We start from the raw sequence: 18,522 nt of genomic DNA, 5'->3' as shown, positions 1-18,522 counted from the left end.
CTCCGTCTCAGCCGCGGCGCAAATGCTCGTCCAGGCGCGGCATGATCTCGACGAAGTTGCAGGGCATGTGCCGATAGTCGAGCTGCGGCTTCAAGATGCCGTCCCAGGCGTCCTTGCAGGCGCCGGGCGAGCCCGGCAGCACGAAGACGAAGGTGGCGTTGACGACGCCGCCAGTTGCCCGGCTCTGGATCGTCGAAGTGCCGATCTTATCGTAGGAGATGCGGTGGAACACTTCGGAAAAGCCGTCCATGCGCTTTTCGAAGATCGGCTCCAGCGCTTCCGGCGTCACGTCGCGGCCGGTGAAGCCGGTGCCGCCGGTGGTGATGACGACATCGATCGCTTCGTCCCTCGACCAACCCAGGACCTTGTCGCGGATCTTGTCGCGATCGTCGGTGACGATGTCGCGGGCGGCCAGGACATGGCCCGCCTCGGCAATGCGGTCGGCCAGCGTCTGCCCGGATTTGTCATCGGCGAGGCTGCGCGTATCGGAAACGGTCAGTACCGCGATGCGCACGGGAACGAAGGGGCGGCTCTCGTCAATCCTGGCCATGGGCATCAGCCTCCGATGTCACGCTTCGCGTCGCTGCGACAAACCAGTCAGGATGGCGGCCGCGGATATCGACGGCCGCGCGCTTGGCCACATTGCCGGTCTCGAACAGGCCGAAGCAGGTGGCGCCGGAACCCGACATCCTGGCAAAACCGGCTCCGGCCTTGTTCAGCACGGAAAGCGCCTTGCCAATGGCGGGCTGGATTGCTCGCGCCGCAGGCTCGAGATCGTTGCGGGTGATCTCCAGCCAGTCGCGGATGCCGTGGAAGTCTAGGTTGCGCGGCAGCGGCGGCAGCCCCGCATTGTCGCGGCGGCCAAGCGCCTCGAACACGTCGGCCGTCGAGACGGCAGTGCCGGGATTGACGAGCACCAGACCCAGCGCCGGGAAACCCGGCACGAGCGTCAGCTCGTCACCGATGCCACGGGCGATCAGCGGCCTGGCGGCGAGGCACATCGGCACGTCGGCGCCGAGCGACAGGCCGATCCGCGCCAGTTCGGCATCGCCGACATCAAGTCCCCAGGTCTGGACCAGGGCGCGCAGCACCGCCGCCGCGTCGCTCGATCCGCCGCCGACGCCGGACGCGACCGGCAGGTTCTTTTCGAGCCTGATGGCGACAGCCGGCGCCTGCTGGAGACCGGCCTCGCGCCGTAGCGCGTCGCGCGCTTTCACGACCAGATTGCCGTCGTCGGCTGGTACTGCGGAGGCGTATTTGCCGGACACCGAAAACCCATCGCTGTCGGCAAGTTCCGTCTCGATGCGGTCGCCAAAGCGCGTGAACACAGCCAGGCTTTCGATCGTGTGATAACCGTCGGCGCGCCGGCCGGTGACGTGCAGCGCGAGATTTATCTTGGCGTGCGCATGCGACGCCCGAATGCTGGCCCCGGAATTCATTGGCTCGGCCGCGAGGAGGACGACGGTCAATCCTTGGCCAGACGGTATTCGCCGGTCTTCGGATCCTTGACCAATGTTCCCATCGTGCCGTTGGCCGTCTGCTTTTCGGCCCGACGTACCTTGGCGGTCACCCGCTCGGCTTCCCTGACGAAGGAGCGGTAGCCGAAATAGGCGGCAATGCCGACGACGGCGAAGAAAATGATCTGCGGCATGTCAAACTCCTCCCTCGCAAGGCCGGCAAGGCGGCCGGTCGGGTCGGTTGATGATTTATGCTAGACGTTTTCACCGGCTTTTCAAAGCCCGAAGCGCGCCCACAGCGCGCGCTCTTCCGCCGCATCGATGACGCCGCTTGCCGCGGCGGCGGCGATATCGGGCGCCCAAAAGCTCGAGCCGAACAGGCCGAAGCGGCCGAACAGGCCGCGCGGCGCGGTGATCAGCTTGAGCTGGGTCTTCGGCCCGAAACGGCTCTTCAGCACGCTGCGCATGTCGCCGAGCGCATCGACCAGCCCGAGCTCGAGCCCCTTCTTGGCTGTCCAGAAAAGTCCGGTGAACAGGTCGGGATCGTCCTTCAGCTTGCTGCCGCGCCTTTCCTTGACGAGATCGATGAAAGTCTCGTGGACCTCGAGCTGCAGCGCCTTCAGGCGCTCGACGTCTTCCTTCTTTTCCGGCTTGAACGGGTCGAGCACCGCCTTGTTCTGGCCGGCGGTGTGGACGCGACGCTCGACGCCGATCTTCTTCAACAGCTCCGGAAAGCCGAACGAGGCCGACACCACGCCGATCGAACCGACGATGGAGGACGGGTCGGCAAAGATCTCGTCGCCGGCGACCGCGATCATGTAGCCGCCCGATGCCGCCACGTCCTCGACGAAAACCAGGACCTTCTTGTTCTTCTCGCTCGCCAGGTCGCGGATGCGCCTGAAGATCAGCCGCGACTGCACCGGCGAGCCACCTGGCGAATTGATCGAGATGGCGACTGCCGGCGCGTCGAAGGAAAACAGCTTTTCGAGAAGACCGGCGGTCGACGCCAGCGACAGGCTGGGCCGGAACTGGCCGCCGCCGGGCATGATGGTGCCGTGCAGCCGGACGACCGGAATGGTGACGACGGCGGAGCGCCAGGATTTCGGCAGCAGGCGGTTGAAAAGGCGTTTCACGAGGGGGCTGTCTCCGGTCGATTTGCTTGAGGCATGTAGGAATTCGCCGGCCAACGGCAATGCCGTCACCGCGGCAATCAAGATGGATCAGTCTCCGAACAGCGACGCCAGCCCGTTATTGATCAGCTCTGCCCGCTCCGAAGAACTATTGCCCGAGTAGGCATGCAGCATCAGCGGCGGCTGGATCGACAGTTTGCCGCGTGCGCCGAGTGCTGCCCGCACGACGATGCGGATCGCTGCCGCTTCGGGGCGAGGGTGGACGGCCAGCACCTCGGCGTCGCCGAAGCGGCCGGCAATGGCATCGAGGATGGCGCCGAGCTGTTCCGGCCGGGCGATGACGGCGAGCCCGCCGCCCGGTCTGACCACCGCGGCCGCGCTGCGGATCCAGCTGTCGAAAAGCCCGTCCTCCGAGACATGCGCGGCCTTTCTCAGCGGATCGGGCGTCGCGCGATCCACGGCGGCATTGAACGGCGGGTTCATGATAACGAAATCGAAGCTGTTGTCCTCGAGGCCGGCGGCCGTTCGCGCCCGGCCCGACAGCGCGACATCGGCGACGAGCACCGAGGCACGGTCGCTGAGATGCGCATTACCGGGATGGGCAAGCGTGGTGGTGGCGAAGGCCGCCATTTCCGGGGAACGCTCGACAAGCACGGCCTCGGCACCGGGGCAGCGCGACAGTACCGCCAGGCCGGCGGCACCGGCGCCCGCGCCAAAGTCGGTAAGCCGCCCGGCGAACGAGGACGGCACCGCAGCCGCCAGCATCATCGCATCCATGCCGGCGCGGTGGCCCGCCTTTCTCGGCTGCACCAGCCAGAAGCGACCGCGATGAAAGGCATCGACCGTATGAGCCGGCATGTCCGGAACAAGGGCAGCGGGCGACGCGGACATTATTTTTGGCGGATCTCGTTGGCGATGCCGGCATCCGTCAGGATGCGCCGTGCCGCATCGGCCTTGTCGGCGTCCACCATGACACGGCGGGGCAGGATGCCGATCGAGCCGTCGAGCACGCTCATGTTCTGGTCGGCGACGAAACAGCCGATGCCGGCATCGCGCATCAGCGATTCGACAAACGAAATGATGACGGCGTCGTTGGTGCGGATGAGCTCTATCATCGGATGAAACTCGCAGTTTGCGGCGTTGATGTAAACGTAGGCGTGATCATGTACCAGAGCCGGCGCGCCAATTCGCCTCTTGCCGCGCCGGTGGGTGACACCCTAGAGTCTGTCCAGGGACCATGTTGCCGTCGTGCATATCGAGGTTGGGAGTTTTGCCGTGGGTGTCGTTCTCAACATTGAAAACGGGAAGCGCGAAGCCGCCTCGATCAAGGACCTCATCGACCTGACTGCTGCCGATATGGGGCGCGTCAACAAATTGATCCTGTCGAAGGCCGGCTCCGATGTCGAGATGATCCCGGAGATTGCCAACCATCTGATCTCGTCCGGCGGCAAACGGTTGCGGCCGATGCTGACGCTCGCCGCCGCCCAGATGTTCGGCTATTCCGGCGACGGCCATGTCAAGCTCGCCACATCGGTCGAATTCATGCACACGGCGACACTTCTCCACGACGACGTTGTCGACGAAAGCGGCATGCGGCGCGGCAAGAAGACGGCGCGCATGATCTGGGGTAACCAGGCCAGTGTTCTGGTCGGCGATTTCCTGCTCGGCCAAGCCTTTCGCATGATGGTCGATGTCGGCTCGCTGGAGGCGCTCGACATCCTGTCGAGTGCGGCCTCGGTGATCGCCGAAGGCGAGGTGATGCAGCTGGCCGCCGCCAAAAACCTCGAGACCACCGAAGACGAGCATTTCGCGGTGATCAAGGCCAAGACCGCGGCGCTGTTCTCAGCCGCCGCCGAAGTCGGCCCGGTCATCGCGCTGGCGACGCGCAACGACCGCGCAGCACTCCGCTCCTACGGCATGAATCTCGGCCTTGCCTTCCAGCTGATCGATGACGCGCTGGATTATGGCGGCACCAGCAAGGATCTCGGCAAGAATGTCGGCGACGATTTCCGCGAGGGCAAGGTGACGCTGCCGGTGATTCTTGCCTATCGGCGCGGCACCAAGGCCGAGCGTAGCTTCTGGAAACGCGCCATCGAGGACAATGCTGCCGACGATGCCGGGCTGGAAAAGGCCATCGGCCTGATGCTCCGCCACGGCGCGATTGCCGACACCATTGGGCGCGCCCGCCATTTCGGCGAAATCGCCCGCGACGCGCTGGCGCCGCTCGAGGCGACGCCGCAGAAATCGGCGCTGATCGACGTCATCGATTTCTGCATCAGCCGGGTGAACTGAGAGGCGTCGGCGCCGCGACACCGGGGAGGGGCCGTTCTCATCGCGCCTTTGCCGGAAGCACCATTGCTGCGAGCAGGCTGACGACGATGCCCGCCGCCGCGAGCCAGAAGGCGACGCGGATGCCGTCGGCGACGGCGATTTTCAAGGCACCGCCGGACAGTTCGCCGATTTGGTTGTTCGCAATCGCAATCAGCACGGCCATGCCGATGGCGTTGCCGACATTGAGCGTCGTCGAAGCCATCCCCGAGGCGACGCCTTGCTGGTCATGGGCAACGCCGGAAGCGGCGGCAATCCACATTGCGGTCCAGACGATGCCTTGTCCGACGCCGGAGACGATCAGGCCGGGTACGAGGGACAGATAGCTGCTCTCTGCGGTCGCGCCTGATACCATCAATGCTGTGCCTACCGCGCCGACGATCATGCCGCCGACCAGCGTGCTGCGCGTCGAAAAGCGCGTCGCCAGACGCTCGCCGGCTTGCGTGCCGGTGGCGATGGCGACCGACGGCACGAGAAAGGCGAGGCCCGTCTGCAAGGCAGTGAAGCCGTGCACGTTCTGCAGCAGCACGGTGAGGAAGTAGGGCAGCGCTCCGAAAGTGGCCATGTAGAGGAAGGTGATCGTCATGCCGGCGACGAGGCTGCGGTTGTGGAACAGGCGCAGCGGCATCAGCGGGTCGGCGCTCGTCGCCTCGATCACGGTGAAGGCGATCAGGAAGAATGCGGCCAGTGCCGCGCTGACGATGATTGCGGTCGATCCCCAGCCATATTCGGGCCCCTGAACCAGGGTGAAGACAAGCAGCGTCGCGCCGGCGGTGACGGTCAGTGCGCCCGGAAGATCGAAGCTGCGGTGCTCGTGCCGCTTGCGATCGCGCGGGATGATGGCGAAAGCCGCGATGATGGCGATCCCGGCCAACAGCACGTTGACGTAGAAGACCGACGGCCAGCCGAAGGCGCTGGTCAGAAACCCGCCGGCAAGCGAACCGAGCGTGAGGCCGCTGGCGCCTGCGCCACCCCAGACGGCGAGCGCCCGGTTGCGTTCCGGCCCTTCGGCGAACAGGCGGTTGATCAGTGACAGCGTCGCCGGAAACAGGAACGCGGCGCCGATGCCTTGCACGGTGCGGGCCGCAATGATGATTTCCGGCGACCAGGCGAGGCCGCCGACCAGAGATGAGAGCGCGTAGAGCCAGAGCGCGAAGATGAAGACGCGGCGCTGGCCGATCAGGTCGGCGGCCCGGCCGCCGAACAGCAGGAAGCCGCCGGTGAACACGGTGTAGGCGCTGACCACCCACTGCAGGGTCTGGCCGGAAAATCCGAGGCCGGCGCCGATCTCCGGCAGCGCCACGAAGACGATGTTGAGGTCGAGCGAGATGATGAGCTGCGCGAAGGCGAGGAGCGCCAGCGTTGCGCCATGTTTCGCTCTGCTTGCTCCTTGCGCTGCCATTGCCCCGAGCGGCGCGCCTTGATCCAGTGAACTCATGTGGGACTCCTTGTCGATAATTATTTAATGATCGACAAAGAATTGAGATTTGCAATCCGAAGTCAAGCGGATTATTTGTTGATCGACAAAAATTGGAGACCGCCATGGCAGGCAGGCCAAGGGAGTTCGATCGCGACCATGCCTTGGAGAAAGCCCGCGACGCTTTCTGGAGGCGCGGCTACGAGGGCACTTCGATGGCCGATCTCGTATCGGCGCTTGGCCTCGCATCGGCGCGCATTTATGCCGCCTTCGGCTCGAAGGAGGACCTGTTTCGCGAAGCGGTGGCGCTTTACGAAGCCAATGAGGGCGGCTTCGCCACGCGGGCGCTGGAGCAAGAACCAAACGTCCGGCGCGTCATCGAGCGCATGCTTCGCGACGCCGTCGAAATCTATACCAGGCCGGGACGGCCGCAGGGCTGCATGGTGGTGACGGCCGCCACCAATTGCGCCGTCGAAAATGACGCCGTGCTGCAATGGCTGGCGGAGCACCGGCTGGCGCGCACCGCATCGATCATCGAGCGGTTGAAGCAAGCGGTTCGCGATGGCGAATTGAAGCCGGACACCAACGCCGAGACGCTGGGTGACTATTATGCCACGCTGATGCACGGCCTTTCGGTGCAGGCACGCGACGGCGTGCCGAAAAAGCGGCTGCACGATCTTGTCACCGTTGCCATGCAGGCGCTCGATGCAAGCCTTTCGCAAACGTCCTGAGTTCGGGGCCGTGACGCCGGTCTCCCATTGCCGGATTGTCGCAATGCGGTCGTGCGACCTCTTTCGGCATGGTTTATTAATTGCTTGACCCGATTGTGAATTCGGGCCGGGTTGAAGCACGACCCCAAAAAGGCCATGCTTTACCTGTAAAGATCGAGTCTACGGCGATCCCGCTGACGCGGAGATGGCGCTTGGCTGAAAGGGATATGATGCGGCAAGGATATGCGCGCTGGCTGACGGGGCTGGCAATCGCGACGGGCATGGCGATCTCGGCTTTGCCGGCGCATGCCAAACAGACCGCCGAGCCGGTCAGGATCACGTCCTTCTCGGGGGCCTATCTTGCCGCCAGGATCGCCGAAGGCGACAACGACCTCGACAGCGCGATCTCCTATTATAAGCAGGCGCTTGCCTTCGATCCGAACGATACGGGACTGCAGCAGAGTCTGATGCTGTCGCTGATCGCGCAGGGGCGTTTCGATGAATCCCTGGTCTATGCCGACAAGCTCAAGGCGGTTCCCGACGTCGAGCGCTTCTCGCGCCTGGCGCTGGCCGTCGATTCCTTCCACAAGAAGGATTTCTCCAAGGCCGAATACTGGCTCAAGCTGTCGCTCGAATCCGATCTCGACCGCCTGATCTCCGGCGTCATGACCGGCTGGGCCAAGCAGGGTGCGGGTGACGCCGGCGAGGCCATGGCTTCCATCGACAAGCTGCAGGGCCCCGACTGGTTCAGCCTGTTCAAGTCGTTCCACCGCGCCTTGATTGCCGACGCCTCGGACCTGCCCGACAGGGCGGATGCGCTCTACACCGCCACCGTGCAGGACACGGCGGCAGGCAGTGCGGCCCCCGAAACATGGATCCGCAACGCGCAGGCCTACGCCTCTTTCCTCGCCCGCAAAGGCGACAAGGCCAAGGCACTGTCGGTGCTCGACAAGGCCGAGGCGTTTGCGCCCGGCAAGGTCGAGATTGCAGCCCTTCGCGACAGGATCAACAAGGGCGAAAAGATCGAACCATTCGTTGCCGGTCCGTCGGACGGCGCCTCGGAAATCCTGCTCGATCTCGCCACCGCGCTCAACCGCGGCGGCGGCGAGCCGTTCGTGCGGCTTTATCTGCAATATGCGCTGGCGCTGCGGCCCGACAATGACGCGGCGCTCGTTCAGCTTGCCGCCGTTGCCGAGCAGTTGAAGGACGGCGAGGGCGCCATCGCGCTCTATCGCCGCATTCCCGCCGCCTCGCCGCTGAAGGAGCTTTCGGACCTGCAGCTTGGCCTCAACCTTGCCGATCTCGACCGCAACGACGAGGCGATCACCCACCTCAAGGCAATCGTCGATGCGCATCCCGACGACATGCGCGCCTATCTGGCGCTCGGCGGCGTCTATTCCTCGAAGGAGGATTTCCGCTCCGCCGCCAATCTTTACGACAAGGCGGTCGAGGTGCTGAAGACGCCGACCGCCGCCAACTGGAACATCTTCTACCAGCGCGGCATCGCCTATGAGCGGCTGAAGGAATGGCCGAAGGCCGAGCCGAATTTCCGCAAGGCGCTGGAGCTCTACCCCGACCAGCCTCAGGTTCTGAACTATCTCGGCTATTCCTGGGTCGACAAGAACATGAACCTCAAGGAAGGCCTCGCGATGATCCAGAAGGCCGTCGACCTGAGGCCGAGCGACGGCTACATCGTCGACTCGCTGGGCTGGGCCTATTACCGCCTTGGCCAGTTCGACGACGCGGTGCGCGAAATGGAACGGGCCGTTTCGTTGAAGCCGGAGGATCCGGTGCTCAACGATCACCTCGGCGACGCCTACTGGCGCGTTGGCCGCAAGCTGGAAGCCACCTTCCAGTGGAACCAGGCCCGCGACCTGAAGCCGGACCCGGACGTGCTTGCCGCCTTGCAGCAAAAGCTGATGAAGGGCCTGCCGCCGATCGAGTCCAACACGGCGCAGGAAACCCCCAACGTGAAGCCCGTGCCGGCGCCCGCGCCGAAGGGGTGACGGGCGTCGCCTTGACGGTCGCGGAGCGGCACTCTACGAGGTGCCGCATCCCGCCGGAGGCCGCCGTGACCGTTGATATCCCTGCCCACATGCATCCCAGCCGCTCGTTCCAGGGGCTGATCCTGACCTTGCATAATTACTGGGCGGACTATGGCTGCGTCGTCCTCCAGCCTTACGACATGGAAGTCGGCGCCGGCACCTTCCATCCGGCAACGACGTTGCGCGCCCTCGGCCCAAAACGCTGGAACGCGGCTTACGTCCAGCCCTCGCGCCGCCCCAAGGACGGCCGCTATGGCGAGAACCCGAACCGGCTGCAGCACTATTACCAATACCAGGTGATCCTGAAGCCCAATCCGCCCAATCTGCAGGAGCTTTACCTCGGCTCGCTGGCCGCGATCGGCATCGATCCGCTGCTGCATGACATCCGCTTCGTTGAGGACGACTGGGAAAGCCCGACGCTGGGCGCCTGGGGGCTGGGCTGGGAGTGCTGGTGCGACGGCATGGAGGTGTCACAGTTCACCTATTTCCAGCAGGTCTGCGGCATCGAATGCGCCCCGGTGGCGGGCGAGCTCACTTACGGGCTGGAACGGCTGGCCATGTATGTGCAGGGCGTCGACAACGTCTACGACCTCAACTTCAACGGCCGCGAAGGCGCCGACAAGGTGACCTATGGCGACGTTTTCCTGCAGGCCGAGCAGGAATATTCGCGCCACAATTTCGAATTCGCCAACACCGCGATGTTGCTGCGCCATTTCGAAGACGCCGAAGCCGAGTGCAAGGCGCTGCTCGAAGCCGGCGCGCCTATCTCCCCCCTTGAGGGGGAGATGCCCGCGAAGCGGGCAGAGGGGGTCGCCTCAGAAGGCACCACAAGCCAGGCGTCGAGCACTGCACGAGCGACCCCTCCCGGCCAGACTTTGTCTGGCCACCCTCCCCTCAAGCGGGAGGGATACCACCGCCTGGTCTTCCCCGCCTACGATCAGTGCATCAAGGCCAGCCACGTCTTCAACCTGCTCGACGCCCGAGGTGTGATTTCGGTCACTGAGCGCCAGAGCTACATCTTGCGGGTTCGCAATCTGGCCAAGGCCTGCGGCGAGGCGTTTCTGCTGACGCAGGCGGGTGGAATGGCGGCTTAGCTCCAGGCGATTTCGACAGGGGCGCTGATTGGCAACGTGCCTTGGCCGCTTGCACCCGCTATTGTCCGCAGCGCTTGCCTGACCCCCGGCATCGTGAACGTGCCATGGGCCTGCGCTGCAAAACAGGCGCTTAGCGCGAGGATCTGCAGGAATGTCGATGCCGTTTTCATGCTCGTTCAGCCAATAGCTCTCTGCCTGAGCGTTGGCCGCTTCAGCGCTGCGTTGGGTTCATGGAAATCTTTGATCCAAGGACGGGCGGACCGGCGCGTGTCCGACAGGCGGCTGAATTTTTTCGGAAATCGCCGTTGGACGCATTGATCGTGCTGGCCCGATCTTGCTGGGAAGGGTGACAGCGGCCGGCCGAGTTGCTATGCCCCGCTTACCTCCCCCTCGATCGGGGAGGACGCCGCCAAGCGGCGGCTGTTTTTTGTCGCGTGAGCTCTTTCAATGCCTGACCTGCTTCTAGAACTTCGTTCCGAGGAAATCCCCGCGCGCATGCAGCGCAAGGCGGCCGGCGATCTCAGGAAGCTGCTGACCGACGGTCTGGTCGAAGCCGGGCTGACCTATGAGGCTGCGCGCGAATATTGGACGCCGCGCCGGCTGACGCTCGACATTCGCGGCCTGACCGCCCGCTCGAAGGACATCAGTGAGGAGATCAAGGGCCCCTCGACCAAGGCGCCCGAGCAGGCGGTGCAAGGTTTTCTGCGCAAGGCCGGCCTTGCCTCGATTGGGGAGGCGCATGTTCATTCCGATCCGAAGAAGGGCGACTTCTATGTCGCCCATATTTCCAGGCCGGGCAGGCCGGCAGAGCAGATCATCGCCGAGCTGGTGCCGGGCATCATCCGCAACTTTCCCTGGCCGAAATCGATGCGCTGGGGGCCGGCTTCGGCCAAGCCCGGCTCGCTGCGCTGGGTGCGGCCGCTGCAATCGATCCTGTGCACCTTCGGCCCCGAAACCGAGGAGCCGGTGGTGGTCGATTTCGAGATCGACGGCATCCGCTCCGGCAACGTCACCTACGGCCACCGTTTTCATGCGCCGGGCGCCATCACGGTGCGCCGCTTCGACGATTATGTCGCGAAGCTTGAGGCGGCCAAGGTCGTGCTCGATGCCGACAGGCGCAAGGAGATCATTCTTGCCGATGCCAGGAACCTCGCCTTCGCCAGCGGGCTCGACCTCGTCGAGGACGAGGGGCTGCTGGAGGAAGTATCGGGCCTGGTCGAATGGCCCGTCGTGCTGATGGGCGAATTCGAGCAGGCTTTTCTGGCCATTCCGGCCGAGGTGATCCGGCTCACCATCCGCGCCAACCAGAAGTGTTTTGTGACGCGGCCGCACGGCGCGGGCGAAGAGCTCTCCAACCGCTTCATCCTGACCGCCAATATCGAGGCCAAGGATGGCGGCAAGGAGATCGCCCACGGCAACGGCAAGGTGGTGCGCGCGCGCCTGTCCGACGCGCTCTATTTCTGGAAGACCGACCAGGGCGACCTGCCGGATCTCGACCAGCTGCAGGCATCGGCGGAAAAGTTCGGGCTTGAGTTGAGCAAGCCACTCGACCAGCGCATGGCCCGCCTCGACCACCTCGGCGTCACCTTCCACGCCAAGCTCGGCACGCAAGGCGAGCGGGTGGAGCGGATTGCGCGGTTGGCCGAAGAACTGGCACCAATCGTGGCGCAGTCGATCTCCCCCCTTGAGGGGGAGATGGCCGGCAGGCCAGAGGGGGTCGCCTCGGCTGCCGCGACGCGACCTGACGTTTCGAAGCAAGAGGAAGTTGGCGCTCCACGCGAGACGACCCCCTCTGTCGCCTTCGGCGACATCTCCCCCTCGAGGGGGGAGATTCCCGCGCTCGCCCGCCGCGCTGCCGTGCTCGCCAAGGCCGATCTCACCACGGAGGTGGTCGGCGAGTTCCCGGAACTGCAAGGCGCCATGGGCCGCAAATACGCGCTGCTGCAGGGCGAGCATCCTTCCGTCGCCGCCGCGATCGAGGAACACTACAAGCCGCAGGGACCGTCAGATCGTGTTCCCACCGATCCGGTTTCGGTGGCCGTGGCGCTCGCCGACAAGCTGGATACGCTGGTTGGATTCTGGGCAATCGATGAAAAGCCGACCGGATCGAAAGATCCCTATGCGCTGAGAAGAGCGGCGCTGGGGGTAACGAGGATACTGATTGAGAACGGGATTAGGTTGTCCCTAAAATCTGTGGCCAATGTCGCGTCCGAAGATATTGCAGATCACATACGCGATCCCAAACTCGACCGGCAGTTCGAAATTGCTGCGGAGCTAGAGCAGCAACTCGGCGGGGATTCGCTTACCGATCTCGTCATCGAACGCGATTCCGCAATCTCAAACAACTCCTTTGAGCGTTCCGGAGAAAGGCAGCAGCAAGAGATCAAGGACCTCCTCGCCTTCTTCCACGACCGCCTCAAAGTCTATCTCCGCGACCAGGGTGCACGGCACGATTTGATTGACGCGGTGCTGGCGGGTGGCGCTGCCCCCTCATCCGGCCCTGCGGGCCACCTTCTCCCCGCTGGGGAGAAAAAGCTGGCACCGGCGTTGGCGACCTCTTCTCCCCTCGGGGAGAAGGTGGCCGCGAAGCGGCCGGATGAGGGGGCTTCGCAGAACGACGATCTGCTGCAAATCGTCCGCCGCGTCGAAGCGCTCGGCTCATTCCTTGACACCGAGGACGGCAGGAACCTGCTTGCCGGCACCAAGCGTGCCGCCAACATTCTCTCCGCCGAGGAGAAGAAGAAAACGACGATCGCCGACCATGTTGAGCCGGCTCTATTCCGGGAGGACGCAGAAAAAATACTGTTCGCGGCGGTGAATCAGGCCGAGAGGCAAGCCGGCGAAGCAATTCAAAACGAAGACTTTTCCGCCGCCATGCTGGCGCTTAGCGTGTTGCGCGAGCCGGTTGATTCATTCTTTGAGAAAGTCCTCGTAAACGATGAGGACCAGGCGGTGCGCGCCAATCGCCTGGCATTACTCGCCCGCATCCGCGCGGCGACCGACCGGGTCGCGGACTTCTCGAAGATAGCCGGCTGACATTCGCGAAAAAATCGTCGCTGCCGGCCATTCGAGCCGGCTTACCGTCATATGCCGATGATCTCAGCGTGGCAAAAGGGACATGTTCCCAAACCCTACGGAGGCTCCAATGAATTCCGCTCACGACATCGAAGTGACAGAAGAGACCAAGACGCTTGAACCCACCTCCGAAACGACGCTCGACGAGGCCGCTGCCGTTGTGGTCGAGGCTGCCGATCTGTCGGATGACGAGGACGGCGACGACGAAGACACCGACGAGGAAGCTGCTGAAGATGATAAGTCGGCTACCCTCTCCGACGACGAAGAAGAAGACGAAGACGAACATGACGAGGAAGACGACGAGGACAGCGTGAAGGCCGAAAGCGCCGCCGGCGAAAAAGACGCTGACGACGAAGAATCGGACGACGCCGACGATACGGACGAAGAAGAAGCAGCCTGAGACTTCACTGCGCTTCAGTCCATGAACCAGGGCGGCGCACTCGCGCGGCCCTGGTTTCCGGCGCTCAGGCCCTATTTGGGCTGGTCGGGAGCTGCTAGCGGTGTAGGCTGCGGCGCTGCGGGCTCGGGAGTTTTGCTGGCGACCTTTGGGTCGGCTTTGCTGTTCGCGGCCGGCGCGGCAGCGGTGGCCGGCGCGGCTTTGGGGGCGGGCGTTGCAAAGGCATCGCCGACGATACCGCCGCGAATGATCATCGGGCTTGCGGTGAAGCCATGACTCGGCTGGCTCGGGATGGCCGCGACCTTTTCATCGGTGACGGTTTCATTGACGTTGGGCAACTTCTCGCCGAGCGCGACGATCGACGGTGTTTTCGCGCGCTCGACCGCGCTGGCACTTACCACCGACGGCGTCGCCGTCGTCTGCCCGAGAATAACGAGCGACGAGGCCTGTGCCGTGCCGGCCATAAACGCCAGACCCAGCGCTCCAAAGATACGCATCGAAAGCATGACAATTCCCCTTGCCCAACAAGACAGCACCTTTAGCCGAGGGCAATTGATGCCGGCTTGCGGGGAAACATAGCATTTTAACGACTTGCGATTCGCCAACGCCGGGCTTGCTCGCCCGGCGTCGCCGTATTAGGCAGCCGCATCCGTGAGGTGATGACAGTGGCTGAAATTCGTGCCGTCGGCGAGGCGATGGAAAGGGCGTTGGCGCTGCTCGAGAGCGGCGATGTCGTCGCCATCCCGACCGAGACCGTCTATGGGCTGGCCGGCGACGCGACCAATGGCGTTGCCGTGGCTCGTATCTTCGAAGCCAAGGGCCGACCTCGCTTCAACCCGCTGATCGCCCATATAGCCGATCCGGCTATGGCCGGGCGCATCGCGCTGTTCGATCCGCTGTCGGAAAGATTGGCGCAGGCATTCTGGCCGGGGCCGCTGACGCTGGTGCTGCCGCAACGGCCCGGCAACGGCATTCATCCGCTGGTCACCGCAGGGCTGGACACCATCGCGCTGCGCATGCCGAAAGGCTTTGGCGGCGAGCTGATCGCCAGGTTCGGCCGCGCTCTTGCGGCGCCCAGCGCCAATTCCTCGGGCAGGATCAGCGCCACGACGGCGGAAGCCGTGGCCGCCGACCTCGGTCCCAGGATCAAGCTTGTGGTCGATGGCGGCGCGACGCCGGTCGGGCTGGAATCGACCATCGTCAAGGTCGAAGCTGGAAAGCTGCGGCTGCTGCGGCCGGGCGGCATTGCCGCCGAAGAGATCGAAGCGGTCGCCGGGGTGAAGTTGCTGCGCGGCGCTTCGGTCATCGAGGCGCCCGGCATGCTTGCCTCGCACTATGCACCAGGTGCGGCGGTGCGGCTCAATGCTGCGGAGGTCGCACCGGGCGAAGCCTTGCTGGCCTTCGGCCGCAGCCGTGCCGAAGGCTGGCGCGATGCAGCCGCACTGCGCAATTTGTCGCAGACCGGCGACGTGCGCGAGGCAGCAAGCAATCTCTTCGCTCATCTGCAGGATCTCGATCGCAGCGGCGCCAAAACCATCGCCGTCGAGCCGATCCCGTTCGACGGGCTGGGCGAGGCGATCAACGACAGGCTTTCGCGCGCCGCCGCCCCGCGTGACAAGATCGCCCCGCGTGACAAGATGGATTGAGCACCATAGTTTCCACCCATGAACGACATTTCCCCCGACCTCGACCCCGCCGTCGTCGCGCGCTTTGCGGCAATCGTCGGTGACAAATATGCGCTGCGCGACCAGCAGGACATCGCGCCTTACCTTACCGAGCGGCGCGGACTTTGGCACGGCAGGACGGCCCTGGTGCTGAGGCCGGGCAGCGTCGAGGAGGTCAGCCGCATCATGCGGCTGGCGACCGAAACCGGCACGCCCATCGTGCCGCAAAGCGGCAACACCGGGCTGGTTGGCGCCCAGGTGCCGGACGCATCCGGCCGCGAGATCGTGCTGTCGCTGTCGCGGCTGAACCGCATCCGCGAGATCGATACACTGTCCAACACGGTGACGGTCGAAAGCGGCGTCATCCTGCAGACGCTGCAGGAAGCGGCCGATGCCGCCGACCGGCTGTTTCCGCTGTCGCTTGCCGCGCAAGGCTCCTGCCAGATCGGCGGCAACCTCTCCTCCAACGCGGGCGGCACCGGCGTGCTTGCCTACGGCAATGCGCGCGAGCTCTGCCTCGGCGTCGAAGTGGTGCTGCCGACCGGCGAAGTGTTCGACGATCTGCGCAAGCTGAAAAAGGACAATACCGGTTATGATCTGAAGGACCTGTTCGTCGGCGCGGAAGGCACGCTCGGCATCATCACCGCCGCCGTGCTCAAGCTTTTCCCCAAGCCCAAGGGGCGCGAGGTGGCGTTTGCCGGCCTGTCATCGCCGGAGGCGGCACTGTCGCTGTTCAGCCTGGCGATGGACCGTGCAGGGGCAGCGCTCACCGCCTTCGAGCTGATCGGCCAAAGGCCCTACGCCTTCACGCTTGCCCACGCACAAGGCGTGGTGCGGCCGCTGGCCGGCGATTGGCCGTGGTATGTGCTGATGCAGATCTCGTCGGGCCGCTCGGCCGAGGATGCACGGGCGCTGATCGAAGAGGTGCTGGAGGCAGGCCTCGAGCAAGGGATCGTCGGCGATGCGGTGATCGCGGCAAGCATGGCCCAGGGCGATGCATTCTGGAATTTCCGCGAGGTGCTGCCCGAGGCGCAGAAGCCGGAAGGTGCCTCGATCAAGCACGACATCTCGGTGCCGGTGGCGTCGATCCCGCCCTTCATCGAAAAGGCCGCCGGCGCCGTGCAATCGGTCAGTCCCGGCGCACGCGTCGTCTGCTTCGGCCACATGGGCGACGGCAACCTGCACTACAACATCTCCCGGCCGGTCGACGGCGATGACGAGGCGTTTCTCGGCCTTTACCACGTCATGAACAAGGCCGTGCACGACGTCGTGCGCTCGTTTCACGGCTCGATCTCGGCCGAGCACGGCATCGGCCAGTTGAAGCGCGACGAATTGATCGCGACGGCGCCGCCGATGGCGATCGAGCTGATGCGCAGGGTGAAGGCCGCCTTCGACCCGGCCGGCATCATGAATCCGGGTAAGGTTATCTGATCCTTTCGCCGGCAGCGCCGGTTGGCATTCCGATAACCATCCGCCCCGGATCAGCAAAATTTAACCGACTTTCTTAAGCGCGAGGATAAGAAGCTCGCGCTAATGTTTCTCCACAACGAGGCTGGGAAAACCGGCCCGGAGAACCGGAAACACCGGCTCTCAGGAGAAACAGGAAAGGCACGATATGAACACTGGACTGAAGCCAGTCTGGGCCGGCCGCAATATGCGTCTCGACCCATTCCGCCTGCCGCAGGTGGTGAGCTACGCCACGCGCGACGACTATGGCGACGTCACCTTCACCATCGACCAGCGCGGCGCGGTTATCCGCCGCACGCTGGAGATGAGCGGCGTGCCGGCGATCATCGCTCTGCCCGCCAACGCGTTTCGCGGCGTCGCCGCCCGCGCCATGGAGGATCCAGATGGCAATGTCACAGTGACGCTTGAGCTTCTGCACAACGACCCGATGCTGTCGGTGCCGCTGCTGGTCGCCGACGATCTCGACGACGTCGCCGCCGACTGGCGCGCCTGGGCCGATTCCTACCGCCTGCCGATGCTGCTGATCGAGGCCGACGGCATTGCCCGCACCCTGGAAGAATCGCTTGGCGCTGCCATCAAGGCGCTCCCGGCGCAGGACCGCCGCAAGGGCCGCGTCTCGACCATGCGCCGCCCGCGCTTCCTCGCCCGCCGCCGCGCCGGCGACCTCGGCCTCAGGCTGGTCGTCGGCGGCGAGGAGCTCATTTCGCGGGAGTAGCTAAACCAGCGGCTTCAGCGCCACCCAAGCCGCGCCGCCGATCAGGCCGAGGAAGATCAGCCAGCCGACCTGGTTGTTCGATCTGAACAGCCTTAGGCACTGGTCCGGATCATCGATGTCGAGCACGGCGGTCTGCCGTGCCATATGCGCGCCGGCGGCGATCAGCCCGGCGAGCGCCGGTACCGGTGCCTGTGCCGAGGCGAAAGCAATGGCGAAGCAGACCAGCGCTCCGCCATAAAGCCCGGCCAGCCAGGCTTTGGTGTTGTCGCCGAACAGGCGCGCCGTCGAGCGCACGCCAACGATGGCGTCGTCTTCCTTGTCCTGATGCGCATAGATCGTGTCATAGCCGATCACCCACAGGATCGAGCCGATGTAGAGCATGATTGCCGGTCCATCGAGATCGCCGAACTCGACCGCCCATCCCATCAGCGCTCCCCAGGAAAAGGCAAGGCCGAGAACGAGTTGCGGCCAATTGGTGTACCGCTTCATGAATGGGTAGACGGCGACGATGACCAGCGAGCCGATGCCGAGCGAGATGGCGAAGCTGTTGAACTGCAAAAGCACGGCAAGGCCGACCAGAGCCTGCACGACAACAAACATCCAGGCCTGCCGGCGCGTAACCTTGCCGGCCGGCAGCGGCCGCGAGCGTGTGCGTTCCACCTGGTTGTCGATGTCCTCGTCGACCAAATCATTGTAGGTGCAGCCGGCACCGCGCATGGCGAACGCACCGAGAAAAAACAGCAGCAGATACCACGGCGACGGCAGCAGCGAGAGCAGCGGATCCGTCGGACGCGGATAGGCGCTCGCGGCAAGGGCAGCCGACCACCAGCATGGCCACAGCAGCAATTGCCAGCCGATCGGCCGGTCCCACCGGGCAAGCTGCGCATATGGCCACAGCCCCCGCGGCAGCGCGCGATAGACCCAGTGGCCGCTCGGCGCATCGGCGACGCGGCCCTGGGCCGCTTTCGACTGGACGGTTTCCATTTTGCTGGAGTGGCAGCAGAGGCGAATGCCGTCAAGCGT

Annotated in this window: 18 protein-coding genes; 9 read left to right on the top strand and 9 right to left on the bottom strand. The window is 64.5% G+C overall.

Annotated elements, in window-relative coordinates; translation table 11 throughout:
- Nucleotides 1–7: 7 nt before the first annotated feature.
- The 6 genes from moaB to NKI19_RS07850 form a co-directional block, all read right to left on the bottom strand.
- A complete protein-coding gene (gene moaB / locus NKI19_RS07875; RefSeq protein ID WP_352489568.1) occupies nt 8–550 on the bottom strand; it encodes a molybdenum cofactor biosynthesis protein B in 543 nt (180 codons plus the stop codon).
- Nucleotides 537–1,439 (bottom strand): 4-(cytidine 5'-diphospho)-2-C-methyl-D-erythritol kinase, encoded by a 903-nt coding sequence (locus tag NKI19_RS07870; protein ID WP_352489569.1) that lies wholly within the window; start codon nt 1,437–1,439, stop codon nt 537–539. Before NKI19_RS07870 ends, moaB begins: the two co-directional genes overlap by 14 nt.
- A 26-nt stretch (nt 1,440–1,465) precedes the next feature.
- Nucleotides 1,466–1,651, bottom strand: coding sequence for a hypothetical protein (locus tag NKI19_RS07865; protein WP_292665400.1), 186 nt, complete (start codon nt 1,649–1,651; stop codon nt 1,466–1,468).
- Nucleotides 1,652–1,732: 81 nt separating this feature from the next.
- The gene (locus tag NKI19_RS07860; RefSeq protein WP_352489570.1) at nt 1,733–2,590 is read right to left on the bottom strand and encodes a S49 family peptidase; all 858 of its coding nucleotides are present in this window, start codon (nt 2,588–2,590) and stop codon (nt 1,733–1,735) included.
- A gap of 87 nt (nt 2,591–2,677) precedes the next feature.
- Nucleotides 2,678–3,478 (bottom strand): tRNA1(Val) (adenine(37)-N6)-methyltransferase, encoded by an 801-nt coding sequence (locus NKI19_RS07855; protein ID WP_352489571.1) that lies wholly within the window; start codon nt 3,476–3,478, stop codon nt 2,678–2,680.
- The gene (locus NKI19_RS07850; protein WP_023674082.1) at nt 3,478–3,702 is read right to left on the bottom strand and encodes a putative signal transducing protein; all 225 of its coding nucleotides are present in this window, start codon (nt 3,700–3,702) and stop codon (nt 3,478–3,480) included. The genes NKI19_RS07855 and NKI19_RS07850 overlap by 1 nt, the downstream gene beginning before the upstream one ends.
- Before the next feature lie 160 nt (nt 3,703–3,862).
- Here NKI19_RS07850 and NKI19_RS07845 point away from each other — a divergent pair, with 160 nt between their 5' ends.
- The gene (locus NKI19_RS07845; protein ID WP_352489572.1) at nt 3,863–4,879 is read left to right on the top strand and encodes a polyprenyl synthetase family protein; all 1,017 of its coding nucleotides are present in this window, start codon (nt 3,863–3,865) and stop codon (nt 4,877–4,879) included.
- A 37-nt stretch (nt 4,880–4,916) separates the two neighbouring features.
- Here NKI19_RS07845 and NKI19_RS07840 read toward each other — a convergent pair whose 3' ends face one another.
- The gene (locus tag NKI19_RS07840; protein ID WP_352489573.1) at nt 4,917–6,353 is read right to left on the bottom strand and encodes an MFS transporter; all 1,437 of its coding nucleotides are present in this window, start codon (nt 6,351–6,353) and stop codon (nt 4,917–4,919) included.
- Between the two features lie 104 nt (nt 6,354–6,457).
- On the opposite strand from NKI19_RS07840, the gene NKI19_RS07835 reads away from it, so the two are divergent.
- The 5 genes from NKI19_RS07835 (at nt 6,458) to NKI19_RS07815 (ending at nt 13,656) form a co-directional block, all read left to right on the top strand.
- Nucleotides 6,458–7,063, top strand: a complete 606-nt coding sequence (locus NKI19_RS07835; RefSeq protein ID WP_352489574.1) for a TetR/AcrR family transcriptional regulator — start codon at nt 6,458–6,460, stop codon at nt 7,061–7,063.
- 209 nt (nt 7,064–7,272) lie between these two features.
- Entirely contained in the window at nt 7,273–9,048 is a 1,776-nt protein-coding gene (locus tag NKI19_RS07830) for a tetratricopeptide repeat protein (protein WP_352489750.1), read from the top strand.
- A gap of 65 nt (nt 9,049–9,113) precedes the next feature.
- Nucleotides 9,114–10,181, top strand: a complete 1,068-nt coding sequence (locus tag NKI19_RS07825; RefSeq protein WP_352489575.1) for a glycine--tRNA ligase subunit alpha — start codon at nt 9,114–9,116, stop codon at nt 10,179–10,181.
- Nucleotides 10,182–10,628: 447 nt separating this feature from the next.
- On the top strand, nt 10,629–13,217 hold the full coding sequence (gene glyS / locus NKI19_RS07820; RefSeq protein ID WP_352489576.1) for a glycine--tRNA ligase subunit beta: 2,589 nt from the start codon (nt 10,629–10,631) through the stop codon (nt 13,215–13,217).
- A gap of 109 nt (nt 13,218–13,326) precedes the next feature.
- The gene (locus tag NKI19_RS07815) at nt 13,327–13,656 is read left to right on the top strand and encodes an ATPase (RefSeq protein WP_352489577.1); all 330 of its coding nucleotides are present in this window, start codon (nt 13,327–13,329) and stop codon (nt 13,654–13,656) included.
- Nucleotides 13,657–13,727: 71 nt separating this feature from the next.
- On the opposite strand, the gene NKI19_RS07810 is transcribed toward NKI19_RS07815, so the two are convergent.
- Nucleotides 13,728–14,159: a hypothetical protein gene (locus NKI19_RS07810; RefSeq protein ID WP_352489578.1), complete on the bottom strand. Its 432-nt coding sequence runs from the start codon at nt 14,157–14,159 to the stop codon at nt 13,728–13,730.
- A 153-nt stretch (nt 14,160–14,312) separates the two neighbouring features.
- Between NKI19_RS07810 and NKI19_RS07805 the strand changes: the two genes are divergently transcribed.
- The 3 genes from NKI19_RS07805 (at nt 14,313) to NKI19_RS07795 (ending at nt 17,499) form a co-directional block, all read left to right on the top strand.
- Nucleotides 14,313–15,299 carry an L-threonylcarbamoyladenylate synthase gene (locus NKI19_RS07805; protein WP_502899249.1) on the top strand — a complete coding sequence of 329 codons (987 nt, stop codon included), beginning with the start codon at nt 14,313–14,315 and terminating at the stop codon, nt 15,297–15,299.
- Nucleotides 15,300–15,317: 18 nt separating this feature from the next.
- Nucleotides 15,318–16,748 carry an FAD-binding oxidoreductase gene (locus NKI19_RS07800; protein ID WP_352489580.1) on the top strand — a complete coding sequence of 477 codons (1,431 nt, stop codon included), beginning with the start codon at nt 15,318–15,320 and terminating at the stop codon, nt 16,746–16,748.
- A gap of 184 nt (nt 16,749–16,932) precedes the next feature.
- Nucleotides 16,933–17,499 carry a DUF6101 family protein gene (locus NKI19_RS07795; protein ID WP_352489581.1) on the top strand — a complete coding sequence of 189 codons (567 nt, stop codon included), beginning with the start codon at nt 16,933–16,935 and terminating at the stop codon, nt 17,497–17,499.
- On the opposite strand, the gene ubiA is transcribed toward NKI19_RS07795, so the two are convergent.
- A complete protein-coding gene (gene ubiA, locus NKI19_RS07790; RefSeq protein ID WP_352489751.1) occupies nt 17,500–18,483 on the bottom strand; it encodes a 4-hydroxybenzoate octaprenyltransferase in 984 nt (327 codons plus the stop codon).
- Nucleotides 18,484–18,522: the final 39 nt, after the last annotated feature.

The sequence above is a fragment of the Mesorhizobium sp. M0751 genome (assembly GCF_040320265.1).
GTDB lineage: Bacteria > Pseudomonadota > Alphaproteobacteria > Rhizobiales > Rhizobiaceae > Mesorhizobium.
The sequence above is the reverse complement of the archived record's forward strand: the minus strand, read 5'-3'. Positions and strand labels throughout refer to the sequence as shown.

What these genes read in the sequence shown, in the direction of transcription:
- moaB (WP_352489568.1), bottom strand. Translation starts at nt 550, where the DNA reads ATGGCCAGGATTGACGAGAGCCGCCCCTTCGTTCCCGTGCGCATCGCG.
- NKI19_RS07870 (WP_352489569.1), bottom strand. Translation starts at nt 1,439, where the DNA reads ATGAATTCCGGGGCCAGCATTCGGGCGTCGCATGCGCACGCCAAGATA.
- NKI19_RS07865 (WP_292665400.1), bottom strand. Translation starts at nt 1,651, where the DNA reads ATGCCGCAGATCATTTTCTTCGCCGTCGTCGGCATTGCCGCCTATTTC.
- NKI19_RS07855 (WP_352489571.1), bottom strand. Translation starts at nt 3,478, where the DNA reads ATGTCCGCGTCGCCCGCTGCCCTTGTTCCGGACATGCCGGCTCATACG.
- NKI19_RS07850 (WP_023674082.1), bottom strand. Translation starts at nt 3,702, where the DNA reads ATGATAGAGCTCATCCGCACCAACGACGCCGTCATCATTTCGTTTGTC.
- NKI19_RS07840 (WP_352489573.1), bottom strand. Translation starts at nt 6,353, where the DNA reads ATGAGTTCACTGGATCAAGGCGCGCCGCTCGGGGCAATGGCAGCGCAA.
- NKI19_RS07835 (WP_352489574.1), top strand. Translation starts at nt 6,458, where the DNA reads ATGGCAGGCAGGCCAAGGGAGTTCGATCGCGACCATGCCTTGGAGAAA.
- NKI19_RS07830 (WP_352489750.1), top strand. Translation starts at nt 7,273, where the DNA reads ATGCGGCAAGGATATGCGCGCTGGCTGACGGGGCTGGCAATCGCGACG.
- glyS (WP_352489576.1), top strand. Translation starts at nt 10,629, where the DNA reads ATGCCTGACCTGCTTCTAGAACTTCGTTCCGAGGAAATCCCCGCGCGC.
- NKI19_RS07815 (WP_352489577.1), top strand. Translation starts at nt 13,327, where the DNA reads ATGAATTCCGCTCACGACATCGAAGTGACAGAAGAGACCAAGACGCTT.
- NKI19_RS07810 (WP_352489578.1), bottom strand. Translation starts at nt 14,159, where the DNA reads ATGCTTTCGATGCGTATCTTTGGAGCGCTGGGTCTGGCGTTTATGGCC.
- NKI19_RS07805 (WP_502899249.1), top strand. Translation starts at nt 14,313, where the DNA reads ATGACAGTGGCTGAAATTCGTGCCGTCGGCGAGGCGATGGAAAGGGCG.
- NKI19_RS07800 (WP_352489580.1), top strand. Translation starts at nt 15,318, where the DNA reads ATGAACGACATTTCCCCCGACCTCGACCCCGCCGTCGTCGCGCGCTTT.
- NKI19_RS07795 (WP_352489581.1), top strand. Translation starts at nt 16,933, where the DNA reads ATGAACACTGGACTGAAGCCAGTCTGGGCCGGCCGCAATATGCGTCTC.
- ubiA (WP_352489751.1), bottom strand. Translation starts at nt 18,483, where the DNA reads ATGGAAACCGTCCAGTCGAAAGCGGCCCAGGGCCGCGTCGCCGATGCG.